Origin of the sequence: Roseobacter sp. N2S (assembly GCF_031454055.1) — a bacterium.
GTDB lineage: Bacteria > Pseudomonadota > Alphaproteobacteria > Rhodobacterales > Rhodobacteraceae > Amylibacter.
The window spans coordinates 103,478-125,405 of sequence record NZ_JAVDQB010000010.1 but is presented as its reverse complement, the minus strand read 5'-3'; the positions used below and the strand labels follow the sequence as shown (position 1 = coordinate 125,405).

General features: G+C 56.1%; 20 protein-coding genes. 15 read left to right on the top strand and 5 right to left on the bottom strand.

The genetic code is table 11. The features are described from left to right. Window positions 1-11: 11 nt before the first annotated feature. Both GGE09_RS19175 and GGE09_RS19170 read left to right on the top strand, forming a co-directional pair. Window positions 12-1,505 carry an amidohydrolase family protein gene (locus GGE09_RS19175; protein WP_309747801.1) on the top strand — a complete coding sequence of 498 codons (1,494 nt, stop codon included), beginning with the start codon at window positions 12-14 and terminating at the stop codon, window positions 1,503-1,505. Further along, window positions 1,502-2,410 (top strand): GTP-binding protein, encoded by a 909-nt coding sequence (locus tag GGE09_RS19170; protein WP_309747800.1) that lies wholly within the window; start codon window positions 1,502-1,504, stop codon window positions 2,408-2,410. Before GGE09_RS19175 ends, GGE09_RS19170 begins: the two co-directional genes overlap by 4 nt. 8 nt (window positions 2,411-2,418) lie before the next feature. Here GGE09_RS19170 and GGE09_RS19165 read toward each other — a convergent pair whose 3' ends face one another. Beyond that, window positions 2,419-3,135, bottom strand: coding sequence for an FCD domain-containing protein (locus GGE09_RS19165; RefSeq protein WP_309747799.1), 717 nt, complete (start codon window positions 3,133-3,135; stop codon window positions 2,419-2,421). 161 nt (window positions 3,136-3,296) lie between these two features. Between GGE09_RS19165 and GGE09_RS19160 the strand changes: the two genes are divergently transcribed. From GGE09_RS19160 to GGE09_RS19150, 3 genes are all read left to right on the top strand, one after another. Beyond that, on the top strand, window positions 3,297-4,151 hold the full coding sequence (locus tag GGE09_RS19160) for a fumarylacetoacetate hydrolase family protein (protein ID WP_309747798.1): 855 nt from the start codon (window positions 3,297-3,299) through the stop codon (window positions 4,149-4,151). 48 nt (window positions 4,152-4,199) lie between these two features. After that, entirely contained in the window at window positions 4,200-5,162 is a 963-nt protein-coding gene (locus GGE09_RS19155; protein ID WP_309747797.1) for a VOC family protein, read from the top strand. Window positions 5,163-5,291: 129 nt separating this feature from the next. Then, window positions 5,292-6,218, top strand: coding sequence for a LysR substrate-binding domain-containing protein (locus tag GGE09_RS19150; protein ID WP_309747796.1), 927 nt, complete (start codon window positions 5,292-5,294; stop codon window positions 6,216-6,218). Between the two features lie 9 nt (window positions 6,219-6,227). On the opposite strand, the gene GGE09_RS19145 is transcribed toward GGE09_RS19150, so the two are convergent. Together GGE09_RS19145 and GGE09_RS19140 are read right to left on the bottom strand one after the other, a co-directional pair. Continuing rightward, complete coding sequence (locus tag GGE09_RS19145; RefSeq protein WP_309747795.1) at window positions 6,228-7,859, bottom strand: FAD-dependent monooxygenase; 1,632 nt, start codon at window positions 7,857-7,859, stop codon at window positions 6,228-6,230. An 87-nt stretch (window positions 7,860-7,946) separates the two neighbouring features. Then, window positions 7,947-8,540, bottom strand: a complete 594-nt coding sequence (locus GGE09_RS19140) for a VOC family protein (RefSeq protein ID WP_309747794.1) — start codon at window positions 8,538-8,540, stop codon at window positions 7,947-7,949. 498 nt (window positions 8,541-9,038) lie between these two features. Here GGE09_RS19140 and GGE09_RS19135 point away from each other — a divergent pair, with 498 nt between their 5' ends. From GGE09_RS19135 to GGE09_RS19100, 8 genes are all read left to right on the top strand, one after another. Next, window positions 9,039-10,049, top strand: coding sequence for a TRAP transporter substrate-binding protein (locus GGE09_RS19135; RefSeq protein WP_309747793.1), 1,011 nt, complete (start codon window positions 9,039-9,041; stop codon window positions 10,047-10,049). A 71-nt stretch (window positions 10,050-10,120) separates the two neighbouring features. After that, window positions 10,121-10,660, top strand: coding sequence for a TRAP transporter small permease (locus GGE09_RS19130; RefSeq protein WP_309747792.1), 540 nt, complete (start codon window positions 10,121-10,123; stop codon window positions 10,658-10,660). After that, window positions 10,657-11,934, top strand: coding sequence for a TRAP transporter large permease (locus tag GGE09_RS19125; protein ID WP_309747791.1), 1,278 nt, complete (start codon window positions 10,657-10,659; stop codon window positions 11,932-11,934). The genes GGE09_RS19130 and GGE09_RS19125 overlap by 4 nt, the downstream gene beginning before the upstream one ends. 9 nt (window positions 11,935-11,943) lie before the next feature. Beyond that, window positions 11,944-12,699 carry an SDR family oxidoreductase gene (locus GGE09_RS19120; RefSeq protein WP_309747790.1) on the top strand — a complete coding sequence of 252 codons (756 nt, stop codon included), beginning with the start codon at window positions 11,944-11,946 and terminating at the stop codon, window positions 12,697-12,699. A gap of 66 nt (window positions 12,700-12,765) precedes the next feature. Further along, complete coding sequence (locus tag GGE09_RS19115; RefSeq protein ID WP_309747789.1) at window positions 12,766-13,632, top strand: fumarylacetoacetate hydrolase family protein; 867 nt, start codon at window positions 12,766-12,768, stop codon at window positions 13,630-13,632. Between the two features lie 31 nt (window positions 13,633-13,663). Next, a complete protein-coding gene (locus GGE09_RS19110) occupies window positions 13,664-14,533 on the top strand; it encodes an alpha/beta hydrolase (protein ID WP_309747788.1) in 870 nt (289 codons plus the stop codon). Window positions 14,534-14,582: 49 nt separating this feature from the next. Further along, the gene (locus GGE09_RS19105) at window positions 14,583-15,614 is read left to right on the top strand and encodes an amidohydrolase family protein (protein ID WP_309747787.1); all 1,032 of its coding nucleotides are present in this window, start codon (window positions 14,583-14,585) and stop codon (window positions 15,612-15,614) included. Next, window positions 15,611-17,074, top strand: coding sequence for an amidohydrolase family protein (locus GGE09_RS19100; RefSeq protein WP_309747786.1), 1,464 nt, complete (start codon window positions 15,611-15,613; stop codon window positions 17,072-17,074). The genes GGE09_RS19105 and GGE09_RS19100 overlap by 4 nt, the downstream gene beginning before the upstream one ends. A gap of 59 nt (window positions 17,075-17,133) precedes the next feature. Here the strand turns inward: GGE09_RS19100 and GGE09_RS19095 are convergent, their stop codons facing one another. Next, the gene (locus GGE09_RS19095) at window positions 17,134-17,691 is read right to left on the bottom strand and encodes an NADPH-dependent FMN reductase (protein ID WP_309747785.1); all 558 of its coding nucleotides are present in this window, start codon (window positions 17,689-17,691) and stop codon (window positions 17,134-17,136) included. A 275-nt stretch (window positions 17,692-17,966) separates the two neighbouring features. On the opposite strand from GGE09_RS19095, the gene GGE09_RS19090 reads away from it, so the two are divergent. Further along, window positions 17,967-18,920, top strand: coding sequence for a glutathione S-transferase family protein (locus GGE09_RS19090; protein WP_309747784.1), 954 nt, complete (start codon window positions 17,967-17,969; stop codon window positions 18,918-18,920). 17 nt (window positions 18,921-18,937) lie between these two features. Here GGE09_RS19090 and GGE09_RS19085 read toward each other — a convergent pair whose 3' ends face one another. Beyond that, window positions 18,938-19,411 carry an Lrp/AsnC family transcriptional regulator gene (locus tag GGE09_RS19085; RefSeq protein ID WP_309747783.1) on the bottom strand — a complete coding sequence of 158 codons (474 nt, stop codon included), beginning with the start codon at window positions 19,409-19,411 and terminating at the stop codon, window positions 18,938-18,940. A 132-nt stretch (window positions 19,412-19,543) separates the two neighbouring features. On the opposite strand from GGE09_RS19085, the gene GGE09_RS19080 reads away from it, so the two are divergent. Then, entirely contained in the window at window positions 19,544-21,919 is a 2,376-nt protein-coding gene (locus GGE09_RS19080) for a transketolase (RefSeq protein ID WP_309747782.1), read from the top strand. Window positions 21,920-21,928: the final 9 nt, after the last annotated feature.

Here is a 21,928-nt window from a genome sequence, read left to right as displayed (position 1 = left end):
GGTATGCCCCTATGACCTATGACTTGCTGATCCGAAACGGACGTGTAATCGACCCTGAAACGGCCTTTGATGCCATTTGCGATCTGGCGATCACCGATGGTGTTATTGCCCGCATCGGAACCGATCTTGGTCCTGCAGAGCGTGAAATTGATGCGACAGGATTGATCGTTTGCCCCGGTTTCATTGACATTCACGCCCATGGGCAATCTGTGGCGGCGGACCGGATGCAGGCATTTGACGGGGTAACCACTTCGCTGGAACTGGAAGTGGGCTCGTTGCCAGTTGGCGAATGGTACGCGGCGCAGGCTGAAACGCCTAGGGCGCTAAACTATGGCACTGCTGCGGCTTGGGCCTTTGCGCGGCGGGCGGCCTTTGGGGATTTCACGCCATCGGGACGGGTACATCCCATCGACCAGATGGGCAGTATGGATGACACTCGCTGGTCAGTGGACACAGCCGATGAAGACACCACAGACAAGCTGGTTGCGCTGACCCGTCAGGGGCTGGAAGAAGGCGCCATCGGCATCGGCATCCCCAACGGCTATGTGCCGGGTGCGGGGCTGAAAGAGCTGACGCAGGTCTGTGATCTGGCAGCAGAATTCCAATGCCCCACCTTTACCCATATCGCCTATGCCAGCAATTTGGACCCCAAAAGCTCGGTCGAAAGCTATGTGCGGTTGATCGGGCTGGCAGGGGCGACAGGCGCGCATATGCATATTTGCCACCTGAATTCCACCAGCCTGCTGGATATTGAACGGGTGGTCGAACTGGTAGGAAAGGCGCAGGAAATGGGCCTGCCCGTCACCACCGAGGCCTATCCCTATGGCACTGGATCAACAGTGGTCGGGGCCGGGTTCTTTGGCGATCCTGAATTTGTGGCGCGTACAGGCAGCAGCTATAATGCCATTGAACTGGTGAAAAACCGTCACCGTTTCACCGATCGCGACGATATTTTGCGGGCCGCCAAAGAAGACCCCACAGACCTTGTCATGTGGCATTTTCTGGAAGTGGACGTGAATGAGCGGCATCGCAAGCTGCTGGATACCTCGGTCACTATGGCGGGTGGGTCGATTGCTTCGGACGCCATGCCGTGGATCGAACCGGACGGGACGATTTACACCGGAATGGACTGGCCCCTGCCGCCAGAGGTATCTGCCCATCCGCGGTCATCTGGCACATTCACCCGTTTTCTGCGTGAACACGTACGCGAGCGGGAAACTGTTCCCCTGATCGAGGCTTTGGCCAAATGCACCGTCCTGCCTGCCCGAGTGATCGAAGGCTGTGCCCAGCAGATTTCCCGTAAAGCCCGCCTGCGCGAAGGTTTTGATGCGGATGTGTTGGTGTTTGATCTGGATACAGTGACCGATTGCGCCACCTTTGAACACCTTAACCGCCCGTCACAAGGGGTCGTCCATCTGCTGGTTGGCGGTGAACCCGTGATTGCTGACGGCACTTTGATCCAAGACGCCAGCCCCGGCAAACCGATCCGCTGCGCCCACAGATGAGTGTTCCGATCCTTGTGGTGACGGGGTTTTTAGGGGCGGGCAAGACGACCTATATCAATGACCTGCTCCACGGGCCGCATGGCCTGCGCATCGCAGCGATTGTGAATGATTTTGGCAGCATCAACATCGACGAGGCCTTGCTGGAATCCGCAACAGATGAGGTGATCGGCCTGCGCAACGGCTGTATTTGTTGTTCACTTCAGGGGGATTTGCTGCGCACGTTAAAGCAGGTACTGGGTGGTAAGAATACCCCTGATCTGATTGTGATTGAGGCCAGCGGCGTGGCCGATCCGCAAGGCATCATCGAGGGTCTGCTTGACCCCGTTTTGTGGCAGGCGGCGCGCCTTGAAGGGATCATTTGTCTGGTGGACGCAGGCGAAGTGACACAAACCCCAGCGCGTCTGGACGACCCGTTGTGGCTGTCACAGGTGATGGCCGCCGATGTTATTCACCTAAGCAAATGCACTGATCTGGCCGCAGTTGCCTTGTCGCGGCTGGAACTACAACTGGCGACTTTGGGAAAACGGCGCGTGTTTGGCGGTGATGCCCCACCCCCTGCTATTGGCGATCTACTGGGGCTGGCCCCTGCGGGGCAGCGCAAGGGCGGGCGTCCGGTGCTTAGCGGGGATAGGTTTGTGTCTGCCGAATGGCGCTGTGACGGGCCGGTTGATGTGACGGGTTTCCAACAGGTGATCGGGGTGATTGCACCCAAGTTGTTTCGCGCCAAAGGATTTGTCACCTTCACCCATAAACCCGACAGCGCCTGCGTGTTTCAATTGGTCGGACAGCGGGCCACTGTCGCACCCCATGACCGCGAAGCCGCGGGCTGTGCCTTGGTTTTGATCGGCGAGCGGGGCACCTTTGATCCTGATGCCGCCTTGAAACAACTGGATGCGTTGGTGTAAATTTCGGCTTAAAGTGGATCTGATCGGCGGGGAGCGGCAGGATTAGGCCCATCCTCCATCACATTGGCCTCTACCAGTATGCGCGTGGTCTGTTGCAGGTGTTCCCGCATCGCCAATACGGCGGCTTTTGTATCCCGCGCGATGGCGGCTTGGGCGATGGCTTTATGTTCTGCTGTGACATCCCGTTTGTGCGTGTCCAACGGGACTGACACACTGCGATAGCGTTCCGATTGGGCGAACAGCAATTCGCGCAGTTTTAACAACCAGGGGCTGTCACAGGCGCCGACCAAGGCTTCGTGAAAGCGGCGGTGGCTTTCGCTCCATGCTTCACTGACGCGAGCGGGATCGTTTGCGTCCTGAACGGTGATACGCGACAGTTCGAATTCGCTTGAAACAATGCCGGTTTCCCATTTCAAATCCCCATTGCGAATGGCATTTTCCAGACACTGGCATTCAATCAGCACCCGCGTTCTGGTCAGGTCTTCGAGTTCCGATTGGGTGATGGACGCGACGCGGTAGCCTTTGTTGGGTTCCGCAACCACCAACCCTTCCGAGGCCAGCCGCGACAGGGATTCACGCACCGCCCCCAGACTATAGCCAAGCGCGCTGACCTGATCGGAGATCTTGATCTTTTGACCGGGCCGCAAACGGCACGCCAGTATATCCGAGCGGAGTTTTTCATAGGCCTGCGCCGTCAGATTTTGGGTCTTGGTCTTGGCCGGCATTTGGGATGTCCTTTAGGGCGGGCAGGCTTAGCATAAGCCTTAATAATGTATTCAAGCGTTGATTTCGACACAATACGCCATGCTGATTAAATAATACATTATTATTTGACTAATACATTTTGATAACTTAAAGCTGTCCCTGTTCTAAAGGAGAGCCTGACATGAAATTTATCGCATTTGAAACCGCTGGACACCAAGGGCTCGCCATTGAAGAGGGTGGCTGTTTTCGGGGGCTGACCACACAGGATGCAAACTATCCGGGTGATCTGCTGTTCCTGATCCGCGCAGGTGGAACGGCATTGACCGATGCGGCTGCGGATCTGGCGAAAGCACCTGAAATCGACCTGACCCAAGTGCGCTATCTGCCCCCAGTCGCAGCGCCGGAAAAGATCGTTTGTGTGGGCTTGAACTACCGCGACCATTCTGCGGAAAGTGGTTTTGAGCAGCCGGATTTCCCGACCCTGTTCGGACGGTTCAATTCATCGCTGATTGGCCACGGCGCGCCGATCATCCGTCCCGCTGTGTCCGAGCAACTGGATTATGAGGGCGAGCTGGTTGCCATCATCGGCACCGAGGCCTGCAAAGTATCCGAGGCGGATGCCCTGTCCCATGTGTCTGGCTATTCGGTCTTTAACGATGCGTCGATCAGGGACTATCAATTTAAATCCCCGCAATGGACTGCAGGTAAAAATTTCGACGACACTGGTGGCTTTGGCCCTTGGTTTGTAACGGCTGACGCGCTGCCCGAGGGCTGCCTTGGGCTGACCCTGACCACACGGTTGAACGGCGCGGTGGTTCAGCAGGCGCGGATCGACGATATGGTGTTTTCGGTCGCACAAACCATCGCGATCTGTTCCCAGTTCATGACCCTGAAACCCGGCGATGTGATCGTCACAGGAACGCCATCAGGTGTGGGTCTGGCGCGCAAACCACCCCTTTGGATGAAAGACGGCGACATCTGCGAAGTGGAAATCGACGAGCTGGGAATTCTTAGCAACCCGATCCGCAACGCATGATCTAACCACTTAATTTTACGGGAAAAACACATCCAAGGGAGGATAATTATGACCGCAATTACAGGCAAGGTTGGCGTGACCAAACGGCCCGGTGAATTGGGCATCCATTCAATGGACACGTTCCATATGGTTGTGCCTGATCTAAAAGTGGCGCAAGATTTTTACACCGCTTTCGGGCTGGATGTGCGCGAAGAAGGCGAGGGGTTGGGCCTGTATACATTCGGGTCCGATCACCGCTGGGTGTCGCTGGCGGAATCGGGGCGTAAAAAGCTAAGTCATCTAAGTTTCGCAGCCTATGAAGAAGACTTTGACCCGATGAAACAGCGCATCGAGTCCGAGGGAGTACGCCTGCTTGATCCGCCGCAGGGATTTGACAGCAAGGGTATCTGGTTCCGTGATCCTTTCGGGGTTCTGGTGGAAATCAAAGTGGCCGCCAAATCCAGCCCGGATGAAAAAGCCGGTTTTGCCGTGCCTTCATCTGCGGCGGGTGTGATGGGGTCCATGCAGCGGTCCAAAGCGCCGATGGTGCGGCCCCACCGACTGGCTCATATCCTTGTGTTTACCCCCGATGTACCCGCCTCGATCAGGTTTTATTCCCGCACTTTGGGGCTGCGTCTTAGCGATCAATCCGGCGACGGCATTTGTTTTATGCACGGGATTCACGGCTCGGATCATCATCTTTTGGCCTTTGCCAAATCCGAAGCACCCGGCCTGCATCATTGCAGTTGGGACGTGGGTGGCATCAATGAAATTGGGATCGGTGCCATGCAAATGGCCGATAAAGGCTATGACAAAGGCTGGGGGTTGGGGCGCCATGTTTTGGGCTCGAACTATTTTCACTATGTCAAAGACCCTTGGGGCAGCTATTCGGAATATTCTGCTGATATTGATTATATCCCTGTGGATCATGACTGGCAGGCAGGGGATTACCCACCCGAGGATTCTATCTATCTTTGGGGCCCGCAACTGCCATCCGATTTTGTGGTAAACTACGAAATCGACCGGGATTAACCCCCTCCGCGCGGCTGTCACGGTCGCGCGACTGCTTTGTGACCCATTGTTGTTTGCAGCAGAACCGCACTATGGTTCTGCAAGGGATTGGAGTGCGGTTGCCCCACGGGTACCGCGGGAGGATGAAGCATGAAACTGAACCAAATTCGGGATATTATTGCCACCGCTGATTCCGGCAGCCTGCGGGCTGCGGCCCGTCAATTGGGTGTGACCCAACCCGCAATCACCCGCAGCATCCGCGAGTTGGAACGGGAATTGGGGGTGCCCTTGTTCGAGCGGCACCAATTCGGCATGCAGCCCACGGCCATGGGGCAAGTGATGCTGAAACGCGCCCGTGCCGTTCAAGAAGAATTGCGCCGCGCCACCGAAGAAATCGGTCAGTTGCAAGGGGAAATGAACGGCGAGGTGCGGGTGGCCATGTCGGCTATTTCAACCTTTGCCCTGATGCCGCCCGCCGTGAAAAGTTTCCGCCGTGCCCATCCCAAAGCGATCCTGAAAATCACCGAGAGTTTCTATGCCCCGATTGAATCCCAGCTTCTGAACGGCGAGATCGACTTTTTTGTCGGACCGTTTTCCGATCCAGGGCGGGGCAGTCGGGTGATGTCTGAGATGCTGTTCAAAAATGAAAGGGTGGTGATTGTGCGCAAGGGGCATCCGCTGGCCCAGATCAGCACTATTCGTGACTTGGGCGATACGGAATGGGTGAAACAGGCGTTGCCAGATCGCGAAAGCGAAGGGGATTTCGAACGTCCGTTTTCACAACTTGGCCTGCCGATGCCGCGCATTGTGATGCACACAACGTCGTCTACCGCGACCCTGCTGGCGGTGGCCAACAGCGATCTGCTGACCTCGGTTCCCAAACAGATGTTGAATGCCCCTGTATCCAGCGAATTATTCGACGTTCTGCCAATCCGCGAAGAACTGGATGCTGCGCCAATCTGTCTGGTGCGCCGTGTAGATCTGTCACTGACCCCGCTGGCGGAATTCATGTTTGACATGTTCCGCCGCGCGGGGCTGCAACACAGTCGGAAAACCGAAAAAGACACCACAAGCTAGGCCGCCGGATCAGGTTCTGATCCGGCAGTCCTTGCCCAAAAGCTTATTGAATACAGCAGCGTCAGGGGTGGTATCACCGCGCCATGCCACATGCTGGTCAGGGCGGATTAAGACCATTGGCGCATCATATAATTCTGCCAGTCGAACCTCGTCAGGTGCCAGAACAGTCAGGGGCATCCCCGTAGTTTTGGCACGGCTTTCCACGGCAGCAATAACCTCAGGCGCAGTGTTTGCTGTGATCAACAGGGTGAAACCACTGCCAAAATGATCATACAGTGACGATCCATCCGCAAGCCAGCAATGGGGCGCAATACAGCCCGGTGTGGCCGATGGCACATAATCAAGCGAGCGCTTCCAGTCTTTCTGCGTCCCGTCATCTGCGATCACCGGAGACCCTACATAGCAATAGCCCAGAACCACGCCGCGGGCATAGAACTCCGCATGTTTGTGTTTCCGGATCAAATCCGCAGAGTCGCGCCTTGCTGCTTCGCCTTCTGGGGTGTCGTCCTCAATATGGGGCAGGATCAGCTGGTTGGCTAGAATGGTGTGATTGGCCTCGGCGGCGTCCATCACAAGTTGCGCGGTTTGGCGGCGCTCGACCTCAAAACTGTCCAGCAGGGCAGGGCCAGCCCACCCTTTCGTCACTGCGGCCAGTTTCCACCCCAGATCCACCGCATCGCCCACGCCCAGCAACATACCAAATCCGCCAAAGGGCGGGTGCAAATGGCCTGCGTCCCCGATCAGGAAGGCGCGGTCGCGGCGGAACCGGTCAGCCAACAGTTTGCTCGCCACCCATTCATCGGAACTAAGCACCTCTATTTCGGTGTCGATGCCCGTGGCCGCGCGGATCATAGTCTCGGCTTCTTTTGGGGAAGACGCGGTTTCCGCGCTGATACCCGTTGGCATGAAAAACCACAGATCGCCTTTATCCATCGGCCCGATCAGGCTGGGCACATCCCCGTTGATCTGCCAGAACATAATGCCTTCGCCGTGAGGATGGGCTTTGGCAAGATCAGGGGCGCGGAAAATGACGTTCAGATTGCGCGACAACCCGTAGGTGCCTTCCATTTTGGCGTCAATGGCTTCGCGCACAGAACTGCCAGCGCCATCCGCCCCCACAAGGTAATCTGCCGCCAGTTCCCAATCGGAACCGCTGGCGCTGTCGTGGATTTGCACCGTGACCCCATCGGCTTGGGCGGTGTAGCCGGTAAAGGTCTGCCCATAGAGGATTTCCACACCCGGCAGGGACAACGCATGATCCACCAGCACTTTTTCCAGTTTATACTGTGGAATCCACTGGCCATGTTCGGAAAAGTCTTCCACCTGTTCGGCCTTGCAATCCAGCGCATGTTCAAACCTGTGCAGCAAATACCCCCCCAGCCGCGTCACAAAGGTGACGTGGGACGGGTAATCCACCCCGAAAGGCGATGCCTCGGCCAGTTTGTCAGCAATACCCCATCTGCGCATGTGTTCGCGGGTCCGCGAATGGGTGGTCTTGGCGCGCGGCGCATATCCCGCGCGCGGGCTGCGTTCCAGAATGACGCAAGGCACGCCGCGATGGGCCAGCTCGATCGCGTGGGACAGACCCGCAGGCCCGCTGCCGATGATCGCCACTGTGGTGGTTTTGGGGTGGTCTGGCATCTGTGCGCAATCCTTCGTGTGCCGGTGCCGTCTATGACACCGGACTATATTTTAGGGGCAGATAGTGCGGCCCCGGTTCAGGTGACGTTAAGACGGCAGGCGAATATCGCCTGGCGTGTCGGGCAGGAAATCCCCGTCCCGAGACATTTTCAGCAGGTCGGATTGCGCCACGCCGTCTTTCAACGCTTTGATCAGCTTGCGGGGGTCAACCTCTACGCCGATGGGTTCGCGTGCGAATTCAGGGGATGTCTGCATCCAATGGGCGGAATGAATCCAGTTGCCGAAATTATCGCTTTGCAACTCGACGCTATTGCCGTCGGGATCGACGTAGTAAAACGACATGGTCAACCCGTGATCCAGACTGATGTGGGGCAGAATATCCACCTCGGCCAGCCGTTCGTAATTGTCCAACAGCCCCTGCAACGTGCCAAATTCAAAGGCCGTGTGGTGGATGCCGTCATGGGCAACTTTATCCGGATCGGCCTTTATGCCGGGCGCTGCCAGAAACGCGATACGGTGGTTTGCAGTGTCGTTTGTGGTCCAGGCCGCGCCCTCAAAAACGAAATTGGGCGCGCAGCCCACGACGGCTTCGTACCAGTCGATCATTTCTTGCAGACGTGTGGTTTTGAATGTGACGTGGTGCAGAACCGGTTTCTGCCCGATCGGCTTTGGTTTTTTCATCTGTGTTTCCTCCCGAAATTGATACGGCTTTATCGCGACGCTTGGGGGTGCGATAAAATCTGGGCCATCCTGTCACGAGGTTTGCCGCTTGCGCAGATAGAAATCCGCTCAACCTGATGCCAGAAAGGTATCGCTGTTTCGCTAGGTGCCTGTGATTGAGGGAGATGCCTGAAATCTATCGTGAAGCGGAAAGCAGATTTTGCCGAGAGGGCGGTTTTGTGGCGCGCGCCACGGAAACTTCGCTTTCGGCATAACAGAAAGCCCAAAGCTCACGCCGCTATAAAGTGTTGTAAATAAGCTGAAAATCAATCCACCACGGGCCAGTGAAAGTGACCAACGCTAAGCGATACCTTTTTGGCATCAAGTTCCACCTAATCATATCTTCGGACAAAGCTGCTGCAATGCTAAGCATGCCGACAGAAGAATTTTGCGCCGTTCAAAACAAGCACCGACTAAAGTCGGTCACGGCCAGCACTTCTTTGTATCAGGGAGGATACTATGAACATTAAAACCATAACCACAGCGGCTTTACTGGCAGGGGCTGCTGCGATTTTCACGCCTTCACATGCCACGGCGCAAGAGTATGTACTGAAAGTATCAGCGCCGATTCCGCCGACCGAGAAAGATTCGGTCTATGCGTGGATGTTGGCCTTTGAAAAAGGGGTCGAGGCCAGTTCCAACGGCCAGATCGACGTGCAGCTTTTTCCAGCCAACCAATTGGGCCAGCTTCCAGCCGCGGTAGAGGGCGTATCCATGGGCACGATAGAAGTGTCCTTTTCAATTATCGGGTTTTTCAGCTCGCTTGATCCACGGTTTCAGGTTCTCGATGCTGGGGGACTGTTTGATTCCCCCGAACATGCGATGCAGGCGTTACAACAACCAGAATCCCGCGCAATGCTGGCCGAGTTTGGCAAATCCGCAGGGGTGCGTCCGCTTGTTATGGTGATCGACGGGCAAGGTGTGATTGTTTCGAAAAACCCAATCAGCACGGTTGCTGATTTCAAAGGTTTGAAAGTTCGCACAGGCGGTGCCACACCATTGTTAACCAAACCGTTGGCCGCAATGGGTGCTGCACCGATTGCCATGCCACTGGGTGAAGTTGTTCCGGGTTTGCAAACGGGCACAATTGATGCCGCCACAAATTCAATGGCCGTCGTTAACGGGTTTAAAATGGCTGATGTAGCCAAGAACGTGACCTATTTGCCGGGCAATTATACGACCGTCGGTGCGGTAGTGAACACCGCTTTTCTGGAACGGATCGGGCCTGATCTGGCGGCTATCGTGTTAGACGAAGCCCAGAAAGCTGAAAGCGTAATTTTCGACCATCTGGCCAAAACCCCAATGCAAGAAGCCGCATGGGAGGCCGCTGGAGGTCAGGTTATCCGTTTTAACGACGCCGAACAGGAAAACTATCTGTCGGTAACAAACCCGATTGTTGCGGAAATTATTTCTGCAAACCTGCAGATGCAATCCGATTTTGACGTGCTCAAAGCAGCCGCTGCCAAATAGGCGCAATCAACAGACAGGCCGGACTCCCGATGGGGAGTTCGGTTTGTACTTTTGCAATAAAAAGGGTGGTCATGGTTTTTTTCGATAAATTTGCCAGTGCCTTACAGGCACTCCTCGGCGTGATGCTTATCGCAATGGTGTGCCTGAGCGTGTATAATGTCATCAGCCGTTATGTATTCAACAGCGCGCTGCTTTGGGCGGATGAGATCGCAGTTTTTGCAATGATCGCATTGGCTTGGCTCGGGGCTGTGGTCTGCGGGTGGCGCAGTGCGGAAATTCGGATGGAAATCCTGACCAGTCTGTTACCTTTAGGGGCGCAGCGTTGGGTCACAATCCTTCAGCAACTGGTGATTGCGGTGCTTTGTGCTTGGGTGGCGTGGCAGGCGTTGCCCTATATCACGCGGGCCTATGCCATCGGGATGCGCAGTGATGCTTCGGGGTTTCCAGTCTGGTTGATCCATGCGGTGATCCCGTTCAGCCTTGTGCTTGTCGCCCTGATCGCCGCCCTGCGATGCGTTCGGGTGCTGGCGGGGTTTGATCCAAGCTTTGCGCCAAACCTGAACAATGCGCCTGCATCCGAAGATCAGGTTCTGGAAGGACGGGCAGGATGATTTTTGCACTTGGCGTTGTCCCGATCCTGCTTTTGCTGTTCGGATTTCCGATTTTTATCGTGCTGCTTAGCGGGTCCGTTCTGGCGTTGACGTTTTACATGCAGATGCCGCTGACGGCGATCCAGCAGAATTTGATGGGGTCGTTGAACTCTCCGGGTCTGCTGGCTGTACCCTATTTCATCTTTGCAGGTGAATTGATGTCGCGCGGGTCTGTGTCCAAACGGCTGGTGGATTTTGTGCGCTCGCTGGTGGGCGGGTTGCCGGGATCACTGGGGGTGACCACGGTTGGCACCGCCACTGTTTTTGGCGCAATTTCGGGGTCAAGCGCGGCCTCGGTTGTGTCGGTCGGCAAGGTAATGCACCCTGCGATGACGGCAGACGGGTATCCCAGTTCGTTTTCCGCAGGGATGATCACGTCGGTCAGTGCAATTGGTATAATTATCCCCCCCTCCATCCCGATGATCATCTACGGCGCCTCTGCCGAGGCCTCTATTCCGCGTCTTTATGCAGCGGGAATTGTGCCAGGTCTGATCCTTGCGATCATGCTGTCCGCCTACATCATGTTCCGCGCCCGCAGCGGTAAGTTCGGAACTGCCGAAAAGCCATCGGTGACGCAGATTTTTGCCACTTTGGGTCGTGCCGCATGGGCGCTTGGCGCGCCGGTTATTGTGCTGGGCGGCATTTACGGCGGGGTGTTCTCCCCGACCGAGGCAGCCGCCGTTGCCTGTGCCTATGCCCTTGTGGTCACACGATTTATCTACCGAGAACTGACTTGGTCCGAGATTCTGGATGCCGCATCTTCGACCGTGTTTTTCACCGCGCAAGTGTTGATCATTATCGCTGCGGCTGGGTTGTTTGCATGGATTCTAACGGTCAACCAACTGCCGCAAAATCTGGTGGCATGGATTGCCCAGATGGAAATTTCACCTTGGCAGTTCTTGCTGGCGGTGAACATTCTGCTGTTGATTGTAGGCTGTTTTATGGACCCGTTATCGGCCATTTTGTTGCTGACACCGCTGCTTATTCCGGTGGTCGACTCCCTTGGGATCGACAAGGTGCATTTCGGGATTGTGATGACGCTGAACCTTGCCATCGGCCTGTTCACGCCCCCGTTCGGGATCAATATTTTTGTGGCCCAATCCGTGCTGAACATGAAAACCGCCGATATTTATCGAGGGGTGATGCCTTTCTTCCTCGTCTTTCTGGCTGCCCTGCTTTTGATCACCTTTGTCCCTGCGATCACGCTGTGGGGCATGAACCTGTTCCTGTTCTGAAAGGCCATTATGTCACGTCTATCCAATCGTACCATTATCGTAACCGGCGCTGCGCAGGGCATTGGGGCAGTCTATGCCAAAGCCTTTGCCGCCCAAGGCGCACGGGTTGCTGTTTGTGATGTCACCGACCCAAAACAAGTGGTGGCTGACATTCAGCAAACCGGCCAGCAGGCGATGGGCGCGGTGTGTGATATTACCGACGCCAAGGCGATCGCGGATTTTGTTGCGGGGGTGCAAGACCAGTTCGGCCCCGTGACTGGTTTGGTCAATAACGCCGCGATTTTTGCCTCCCTGCGGCCTAAGCCGTTTGAACAGATTTCGTCCGAAGAATTCGACCGTGTGTTGCAGGTCAACGTGCGCGGCACCTTTGAAACGATCCGCGCCGTGATGCCCGGAATGCGGGCCGCGGGCTATGGCAAGATCGTCAATATCGCCTCTGGCACCCAGTTCAAAGGCACGCCCGGCCTGTTGCATTATACCGCCTCCAAAGGGGCGGTGATCGCGTTGACACGGGTTATTGCACGGGAAGCAGGGGCTGACGGGATCAGGGCGAACTGCCTGACACCCGGTTTCACCCTCAGCGACGGGATCGCGGGTGCGGATGAAACGGCGGCAATCAATAAAATGACCGTCGCCTCGCGGTGTTTGCCGCGGGACCAGATGCCCGATGATCTGAACGGCGCGGCGATTTTCCTTTTGTCCGCCGACAGTGATTTCATGACCGGCCAGAATATCGTCGTGGACGGTGGTTCGGTGATGAACTGATCCGCCCGCCCCTAATTGCCAGCCGTGAACGCGCTGGCCAGACCCTTACGAAAACAGGAACAGACTATGCCTCTCGCAGTATTTACGAAAAATTCGGAACCCAGACTTGGGAAAGTGTTCGACGCGGGGTTGATTGACCTGTCTGTGGCCGCGCCAAGCCTGCCGCAAACTGTAGTGGCGTTTTTAGAAGGCGGCGCCGAGGCCCGCGCGGTTTACAACGCAATCACCCCCGAAAGCGGGCCGCTGATCCCGCTGTCTGATGTTGTTTTGCAAGCGCCCGTGCCGCGTCCTGAAAAATACCTCGCCATCGGGATGAACTATGCAGATCACGGGGATGAGGCCCGCAAGCTGGGGATCGACGTGCCGCAGTACCAACTGTGGTTTAACAAACAAGTCAGCTGCATCAACGATCCGTTCGGGGATGTCGTGCTGCCCAAAGTATCCGAAAAGCTGGATTATGAAGTTGAACTGGCCATCGTGATCGGCAAAACCTGCCGCTCTGTCTCAGAGTCCGATGCTGCTTCGGTTGTGGGCGGGTATATGGTCGCCAATGATGTTTCAGCACGCGATTGGCAATTGCGCACCGGCACCATGACACTGGGCAAATCCTTTGACACCCACGGCCCGATTGGCCCTTGGCTGACGCTGCCGGATGAAATTGAAAACCCCCATGACCTGAACCTGCGCACGCTGGTGAACGGCGAACTTCGCCAAAACGGTAACACGCGCGATCTTATTCACAGCCTGTGGCAGCAGATTTCTTATCTGTCACAAGTGATGACCCTGAAACCTGGCGATATTCTGGCAACCGGCACCCCAAGCGGTGTGGGCGTCGCGATGGACCCGCCGCAGTTCTTGCAGGTTGGCGATGTGGTGCGTGTTGAAATCGACGGGCTGGGGCATCTGGAAAATCGGGTGGTCGCGGACCGCTGAAATACAGCCCAAACACAAAGGAGGAATGACCATGACCGACCAAGCAACCACTTGTTTTACCCAGACAATCAACGTGCAAACCTGGACTGGAAAGCTGGCCCGTGGCGGCAATGGTGATCTGCCAGTACTTTTGGCGATCCATGGTGGCACCTATAATTGTGATTACTTTGATGTGCCGAACTATTCCTTGATGGATCGTGCCGTAGCACAAGGATTCGATGTGCTGGCGGTGGATCGGCCGGGGTATCGCGGGTCAACTCCGCTGGCGGACACACCCACAATGATCGAGGCGAATGCAGCCATTCTGAATACCGATTTGCCCCTATTGCTGGTCCAGCTTGGATTGCAGGATCGTCCGGTTTTCCTGATCGGTCATTCTATCGGCGGGGCGATTGCACTGACCCTTGCAGCGCATCATTCGGGGTGGCAACTGGCAGGCGTGGCAGTGTCTGGTGTGGGGGATTTAACACCACCCGAAAGTGCCGAAAACTACGCCCATCTGCCGCAACAGTATTTTGTCGAACTGCCCACCCTGATGAAAGACACTTTGATGTTTGGCCCCTCTGACAGCCATGCCGCCGATATGCCAGCGGCAAGCCATATGGCCAATACGCAGGTTCCGCGATCCGAACTGCTGGACATAACCAGCGGCTGGCTGGACCGTGTTGCTGGGATAGCCGCGCAAATCGCGGTGCCTGTCCACTATCGGCAGGGCGAACACGAAAAGCTGTGGGTAAACGGGCAGGACAGGGTTGATGCCTTTGCACAGCTTTTTACCGCCAGCCCCTGGGTGGATGCAGCACTGGTCCCAAACGCCGGACATTGCATAGATTTCCACAACGCCGGTGCGAATTTCCAAAGCGCACAACTGGATTTTGCAGCCGCCGCACTGTCGAAGTGACAGGACTCAGGCCAGCGCCCCCGTTACCACTACTGAAAGAGAGTTCCCCGTGATCATCGACATCTACACCCATATCTTTCCCCAAGCCTATTTTGACAGTCTGACCCGCGAGACCAGCGGGTTGGGCAGCCTTGGCGCGCGGATGAAAGGGGTGCCCTCAGTCATCGACCTTGATGCCCGTTTTCGTCAAATGGATGCGGTGGGCGATTATCGCCAAGTGATCAGCCTGCCTGCGCCGACTTTGGAAGAAGTTGCCGATCCAGAACTGGCCACACGTCTGGCACGGATTGCCAATGACGGTCTGGCCACACGTCTGGCACGGATTGCCAATGACGGTCTGGCAGAACTGGTTGCCAAACACCCTGACAGGTTTCCGGCCTTTGTCGCAGCGGTTGCCTTGAACGATGTAGCAGGGGCGGTGGCCGAAGCGAAACGCGCAGTGGGCGAACTGGGTGCAAAAGGCATCCAGATTCACACAAATATGTGTGGTCGCCCGCTGGACGACCCTGAATTCCTGCCGATCTTTGACGCCGCTGCCGCCCTTGGGGTGCCGATCTGGTTGCATCCCACACGCAGCGCCGCCATGACCGATTACGCTGCCGAGCAAAAATCACGCTTTGAAATGTGGTGGTGTTTCGGCTGGCCTTATGAAACCTCAATCGCCATGTCGCGGCTGGTGTTTTCGGGCTTGTTCGACAGACACCCCAACCTGCGGATCATCACCCATCATCTGGGCGGTATGATTCCCTATTTCGACGGGCGGATCGGCTATGGGATGGAGGTTCTGGGATCACGAACGCCGGATGAGGATTACAGCAACGTCCTGCCTGCCCTGAAACGCCCGCATCTTGAATATTTCCGCGAGTTTTATGGCGATACAGCCTTGATGGGCGGTACTTCGGGCCTGCCAGCAGGGTTGAAATTCTTTGGCGCGGATCATGTGGTGTTTGCCACAGACACCCCTTTTGCGCCGATCCACGAAACCATTGCGGCCATTGATCAACAGAACCTCAGCGACACGGATCGCACAAAGATTTTCAGCGGCAATGCGGGGCGGCTATTAGGGATGGATTTCACATGAACATAACCTCAGGCAGCGTTTGCGCCCCCAAAAAACAACTGGCAAAAGTCTGCCGTCAAACCGTGATCGCGGGGCTATTGGCGGGGCTTCCCAGTCTTGGCACGGCGGATACGATTATTCAGAATGTCACGGTAATTAACACCGCAACGGGTCAGAAAACCCCCGAAATGTCAGTGGTGTTCGAAGGACCTGTGATCAAATCGGTGCGCCCCGTGGCAGAGGATAAAGGCGCGCAAACTGATACAATAATTGACGGCAGCGGCCTGTTTGTGGTGCCGGGGTATAATGACATGCACAGCCATGCGCTGACCTCGGGGGATGCTGAAACCAACCTGCGCGTGATGTTGGCCAATGGCATCACGGGATTTCGCCAGATGAGCGGATCACCCGAATTGCTGGCCAATCGGGCGCAAGTTGACAGCGTGGGGCCGGACCTGTTGGCCCTGTCTGGAGACATCTTGACAGGGGGCAATGCGCGCACAACGGAACAGGCTGTGGCTGAAATTCTGGCGCAAAAAGAGGCGGGTGCGGATTTCATCAAAATCCTGATTGATAACCCGCAGGTTTTTGTGGCCGCTTTGGACGCCGCGCAGGCCGAGGGCTTGCCGGTTGCAGGGCATTTCCCGCCCGGTGTTTCCGCAGAAACCGCCGCTGCCCACGGGATGGATTCAATGGAGCATCTTGGCCCCCGTGAATCCCTGCTGCTCAGTGTATCAACCCGCGAGGAAGAGTTTCGCACGGCAATTGCAAACACGCCGCCGCCACCCCCACCCGCTGCGCCGCCTACGCCCGAATTTTTTGCCCGCGTCATTGCCAATCCGATCCCCTTCACAGCGCCAGCGCAATTTGAACGTATGTTTGCCATGGCAGACAGCTATGACCCTGTAAAAGCGTTGAAACTGGCGCAGATGTTAAAGCAGAAACAGGTTTGGCAAGTGCCAACGCTGATCCGTTTGCGCACCATGAATCACGGCGACGATCCGCTTTATAGCCAAGACCCGAACCTGTCGTATGTCACCGATCGCCAGCGCGGTCTGTGGCAGGATATTGCAGACAGTTTCGCCACTAGAATTCCCGAAGGTGCAAAGCCCGCGCTGGATCGGATGTATGGCGCACAGATGCGTCTGATACGGCAAATGGCGGATGCGGGTCTGCCCCTGTTGGCAGGGTCGGATTACGGTGGGCAATGGCTGGTTGCGGGGTTTAGTTTGCATCAGGAATTTGCGGAACTGGCCAAGGCTGGCCTGACCCCCTTGCAGGTTCTTCAGGCATCAACCTTGAATGCAGGGCTGTTTTTGAACCGCGAAATCGGTCAGGTGGCGGCTGGAATGTCGGCTGATCTGGTGCTGCTGGACGCAGATCCGCTGCTGGATGTGGCCAATCTGGCGCGGATCGTCGGGGTTGTGGACTCTGGCCGCTATCAGGACCGTGCAGCCTTAAATGCGCTGTTGGAACAATGATTGCGAAAGCCGCCAATCCAGCGATGGGCTGGCGGTTTTCTCGTCGCAGGATGGATACGTCAGGCCGAGGCCATCAAGGCGACCAGCTTGTTCAGGCGTTCCCCGAAAGCGGCGATGAATTCACGCACGCTGTCATCGGCAACATGCCCCGCGTCATCAATCATGTCTGGCGACTTAAAAGTAATATAGGTTTCACCCGGCATCACAATCGCATGCTGAATGGCCAGAATCTGGCGCAAATGTTGCTGCCCGATAGCAGTGCCTATCCCCCCCGGAGAGGTTCCGGTCATGGCAATAACCTTGTCCTTCCAGATGTTTTCAGCTGGTGGTTTAGAGCCCCAGTCGATCGCATTTTTAAGCACTCCGGGAATGGAGCGGTTGTATTCCGGCGTTACCATACAAACCGCGTCGCACTGGCGGATCGCGTCTGTGAATGCGTTGACCGAGTCGGGTCGATTAGATTCAAGATCACCGTTGTACCACGGCATGTCTTCCATGGTGACAGGGGTGAATTGCAAGGAGTCAGGGGCCGTTGTTTCAATCGCGCGGGCCAGTTTCTGGTTGATCGAACCTGTGCGTGTGCTGCCCACAAGCATGGCAATTTTATATTTTGTCATCAAAGCACTTTCCTGTTGGGTGCCCGCGCAAATCAAGAAGCGATGTTTGAAAACCCCGCGTTTCAAAAGCAGGGTCTTGCAGCACATGCGCCAAAAAGGGGGCGCGCCCCTATCCCTGCACGGGCAAGTTTCCTGACTGATCTAGTGCGGTTGCAGGGATTGGTCAATAATAATACATTATATTATACTAAATCTATTGTTGCCTGCGCCGGGGCTGCTATAATTTCAACCCAGACACAGCCGAAAACAGCATTGCACCACGGGAGGAAGCAGCCATGAACACACAGAGCCATCAAACAGACTTCAACGATCTTTTTAATAAATTCCCCGGCGTGATGGTGGGCACAGAAGCCGCGCCTATTTACCATTTTTTCCATGCGCCCAATTCCATCTGCTCGCAAAAAGTGCGGGCGGTTTTGGCTTTCCACCAAATTCCCCACAGCTCTCATCTGCTGGATATATTTACGGGTGAAACCTATGATCCTGATTATGTTCGGATGCGGATGGTGGGCTGTGCCAGTCTTGGCGGGCCGATGGCGGATCAGCATCTTGGGACCACTTCGGTTCAATCCGGCGGCTGCGACGGCTGCGTTGTGCCAACTTTGGTTGAGGCCAGTACAGGCGCTGTGACGGTGGATTCCTTGCGGATTTGTCTGGCATTGGATGGCGGTGTTGCGGGTGATAAGCTGATACCTGCGGCTTTGAAAAACGCGATCCTGGGTGAATTGGCCGTGGTCGATGACTTGCCGAATTACCAAAATCTCGCGGTTCGGGTGGTGCCAAAAACAGCCCAGGACAATGCCTTTGCGGCCAGCAAAGTCGCACGGTGTGACGCTCTTTTGGCGACCCATGGGAACGATCCTGTGTTGCGCGCCGCGTACGCAGCAAAGCGCGCCAAAGAGCAATATGCCGCTGAAAAATTGTTCGACCAGCCCGCTTTAAAACAGGCCCGCCAAGCCGTTATTGACGCGCTGAATGGTTTGGAAAGCCGCCTTGCAGCTGGCACAGGCCCGTGGCTGTTCGGTGCCTGCGTGACCATGGCTGATCTGTTTTGGGGGGCGGAACTGATCCGCACCGAAGACGTGGGGCAGGGGCATTTATGGCAAGAAAATCATCTGCCAAATGTGGCTGCTTATTACGCGCGTCTGTGTGAAATACCAGCCTTGCAATCCGCCATTCTTAACTTTCCCTCAGCACGGCTTGCGCCGCAAAAACCCGCGGGTGTGTGATGCAAAATGCGAGTCTTTTACCTGTCCAAAGTACGAGACAAACCCGCTTTTACTCGGCGCAGCGGGATCGAGCTTTCGATGGAAGCGACACCGGGAACCTTGGTGAAAGATCCGGTCAGGAACCGTTCGAAATCCGCAGGCCCGCGGGTGGCGATGCGCAACAGGTAATCGCGGTTTCCAGTCATCAGCCAGCAGTCTACCACCTCGGGGAAACTGCGCACGGCGGCTTCGAATTGGGCCAATGCGTCATCCACTTGGCGGTCCAGTTTAACCGAAACAAAGACCGAAAATTCATAGCCCAAAGCGGCCTCGTCGATCAGGGCGGCGTAGCCTGTGATGATGCCGTCTTCTTCAAGAATCCGCAATCTACGGGCCACCGGAGAAGGGCTAAGATTGACCTGTTCGGCAAGGTCATTGATCGAGGCGCGTCCGTTGGTTTGAAGCGCGTTGATGATGCCGATATCGTAAGAATCCAGCTTGGCGATTGTCATTATGATTCCCTCAGTTCTTGACGATTATCACCATAGTTTATCCAGAATGGCGATGGATATAGTGAAAAACTTCAAAAGATTGGCTGTAGTGTCGCGCCAAATGCACCACCGGAAACACACAGAGGTTCGCTTATGACACATGCCGACACAGCCCATTTAAAGACTCTTGAAACCCGCCTTTTGTGGTTGTCCCACTGGATGATCCACCACGCAAATCACATTCGGCCCAAAGAGGACGGGATTAAGGTTGGGGGACATCAGGCCAGTTCTGCCTCTATGGTGTCAATTCTGACGGCGCTGTATTTTTCGGCGCTTAAGCCAGAGGACCGCGTGGCGGTAAAGCCCCATGCCTCGCCGATTTTCCATGCGATGCAATATCTGATGGGCAATCAAACACTGGAAAAGATGAAGAACTTTCGCGGCTTTGGCGGGGTGCAGTCCTATCCCAGCCGGACCAAGGATGTGGACGATGTGGATTACTCTACAGGTTCGGTCGGGCTGGGGGTTGCGATCACGGCCTTCGGTTCGATCGTACAGGATTATATTGCCGCAAAAAGCTGGGGCAGTGATCTGAAACTTGGCCGCCATGTGGCCCTTGTGGGTGATGCTGAACTGGACGAAGGCAATATCTACGAGGCCCTGCAAGAGGGTTGGAAAAACGATCTGCGCAATTGCTGGTGGATCATTGATTACAACCGCCAGTCCCTTGACGGTGTGGTGCGTGAAGGTCTGTTTGAACGGATCGAAAAGATATTCGAAGCCTTTGGCTGGACTGTGATCCGCATCAAATACGGGGCCTTACAACAGGCGGCTTTTGCCGAACCCGGCGGGGCTGCGTTGCGGGACTGGATCGACGCCTGTCCGAACCAGCAATATTCCGCATTGACCTATCAGGGCGGCGCTGTCTGGCGCAAACGTTTGATGGATGATCTGGGCGATCAGGGGCCAGTGACTGCGCTGGTGGACAGCCGCACGGATGACGAACTGGCCGCATTGATGGAAAACCTTGGCGGCAACTGTGTGGACACAATGGCACAGGTTTTTGCCAGCGTGGTCGATGACCGCCCCACCTGTTTTCTGGCCTATACGATCAAGGGTTGGGGCACGCCGATTGCAGGGCATAAAGACAACCACGGCGGGTTGATGACCAAGGCGCAGATGGCGGATTGGCAGACCCGCATGGGCGTGCCTGAAGGGGAGGAATGGGAAAAATTCGCGACCGTAGAGGATGTGTCAGGGTTGCAAAATTTGCTTGATAAAACCTCGTTTTTTGCCAATGGCCGCCGCCGCTATTCTGACAGCCTGCTTCCAGTGCCAAACATCGCATTGACCTCGGATCGCGAGATTTCGACCCAAATGGCCTTTGGTAAAATCCTCGACGATCTGTCCAAAGGCAGCAGCGATCTGGCAGAGCGGATTGTCACCATGTCGCCCGATGTGACGGGCACAACCAACCTTGGCCCTTGGGTGAACCGCCGCAAGCTGTTCGCCCGCAAGGCGCAGGCGGATGCCTTTATTGAACATCGCATACCGTCGACCGCGAAATGGGAATTCACCCCCGAAGGCCAGCATATAGAACTGGGCATTGCCGAGATGAACCTGTTCCTGCTGCTAGGGGCTGCGGGGCTGGCGGAATCCCTGTTTGGCAAACGTCTGATTCCTATTGGAACGCTGTACGATCCTTTTGTTGTGCGCGGCTTGGATGCGTTGAATTATGCCTGTTATCAGGACGCGCGGTTTATGGTTGTGGGCACGCCCTCGGGGGTGACGCTGGCCCCTGAAGGCGGGGCACATCAATCCATCGGGACGCCGTTGATCGGGATGAGTCAGGACGGGCTTGCCGCGTTTGAACCAGCATTCGCAGATGAACTTGCCGCGATTATGGAATGGGCCTTTGGCTATCTTCAGCGGGACGGTTCGGGGGAACCGGATGCGCGGACATGGTTGCGCGACGAAACGGGTGGCTCGGTCTATTTGCGCCTGTCCACCAACCCTGTGGAACAACCCACACAACGCCCCGATGAGGACTGGCGGCAGGGTGCAATTGACGGCGCGTATTGGCTGCGCAAACCCGGCCCGAACTGCGAGTTGGTGATTGCCTATCAAGGGGCTGTCGCCCCCGAGGCAATTCGCGCAGCAGGCACTATAGGCGAGCACCGCCGCGACATTGGCGTTCTGGCTGTCACCTCGGCTGATCGTTTGAATGCAGGCTGGACAGCGGCCCAGCGTGCGCGGGCCCATGGTCAGGCGGATGCCTCTAGCCATGTGGAACGGTTGCTGGAAACCCTGCCGTCCCATTGCCGTTTGTTGACCGTGATCGACGGCCATCCCGCAACGCTGTCTTGGCTGGGTTCGGTTCACGGCCACCAGACCATTCCGCTGGGTGTCGAACACTTTGGTCAGACCGGAACCATCACCGATCTCTACCGTCACTTTGGCATAGATGCCGATAGTATCATTCATAAAATCAACGGGTTAACTCCGGGGCGCAGAAGCGTGCCCAGATAACCCCCAAGT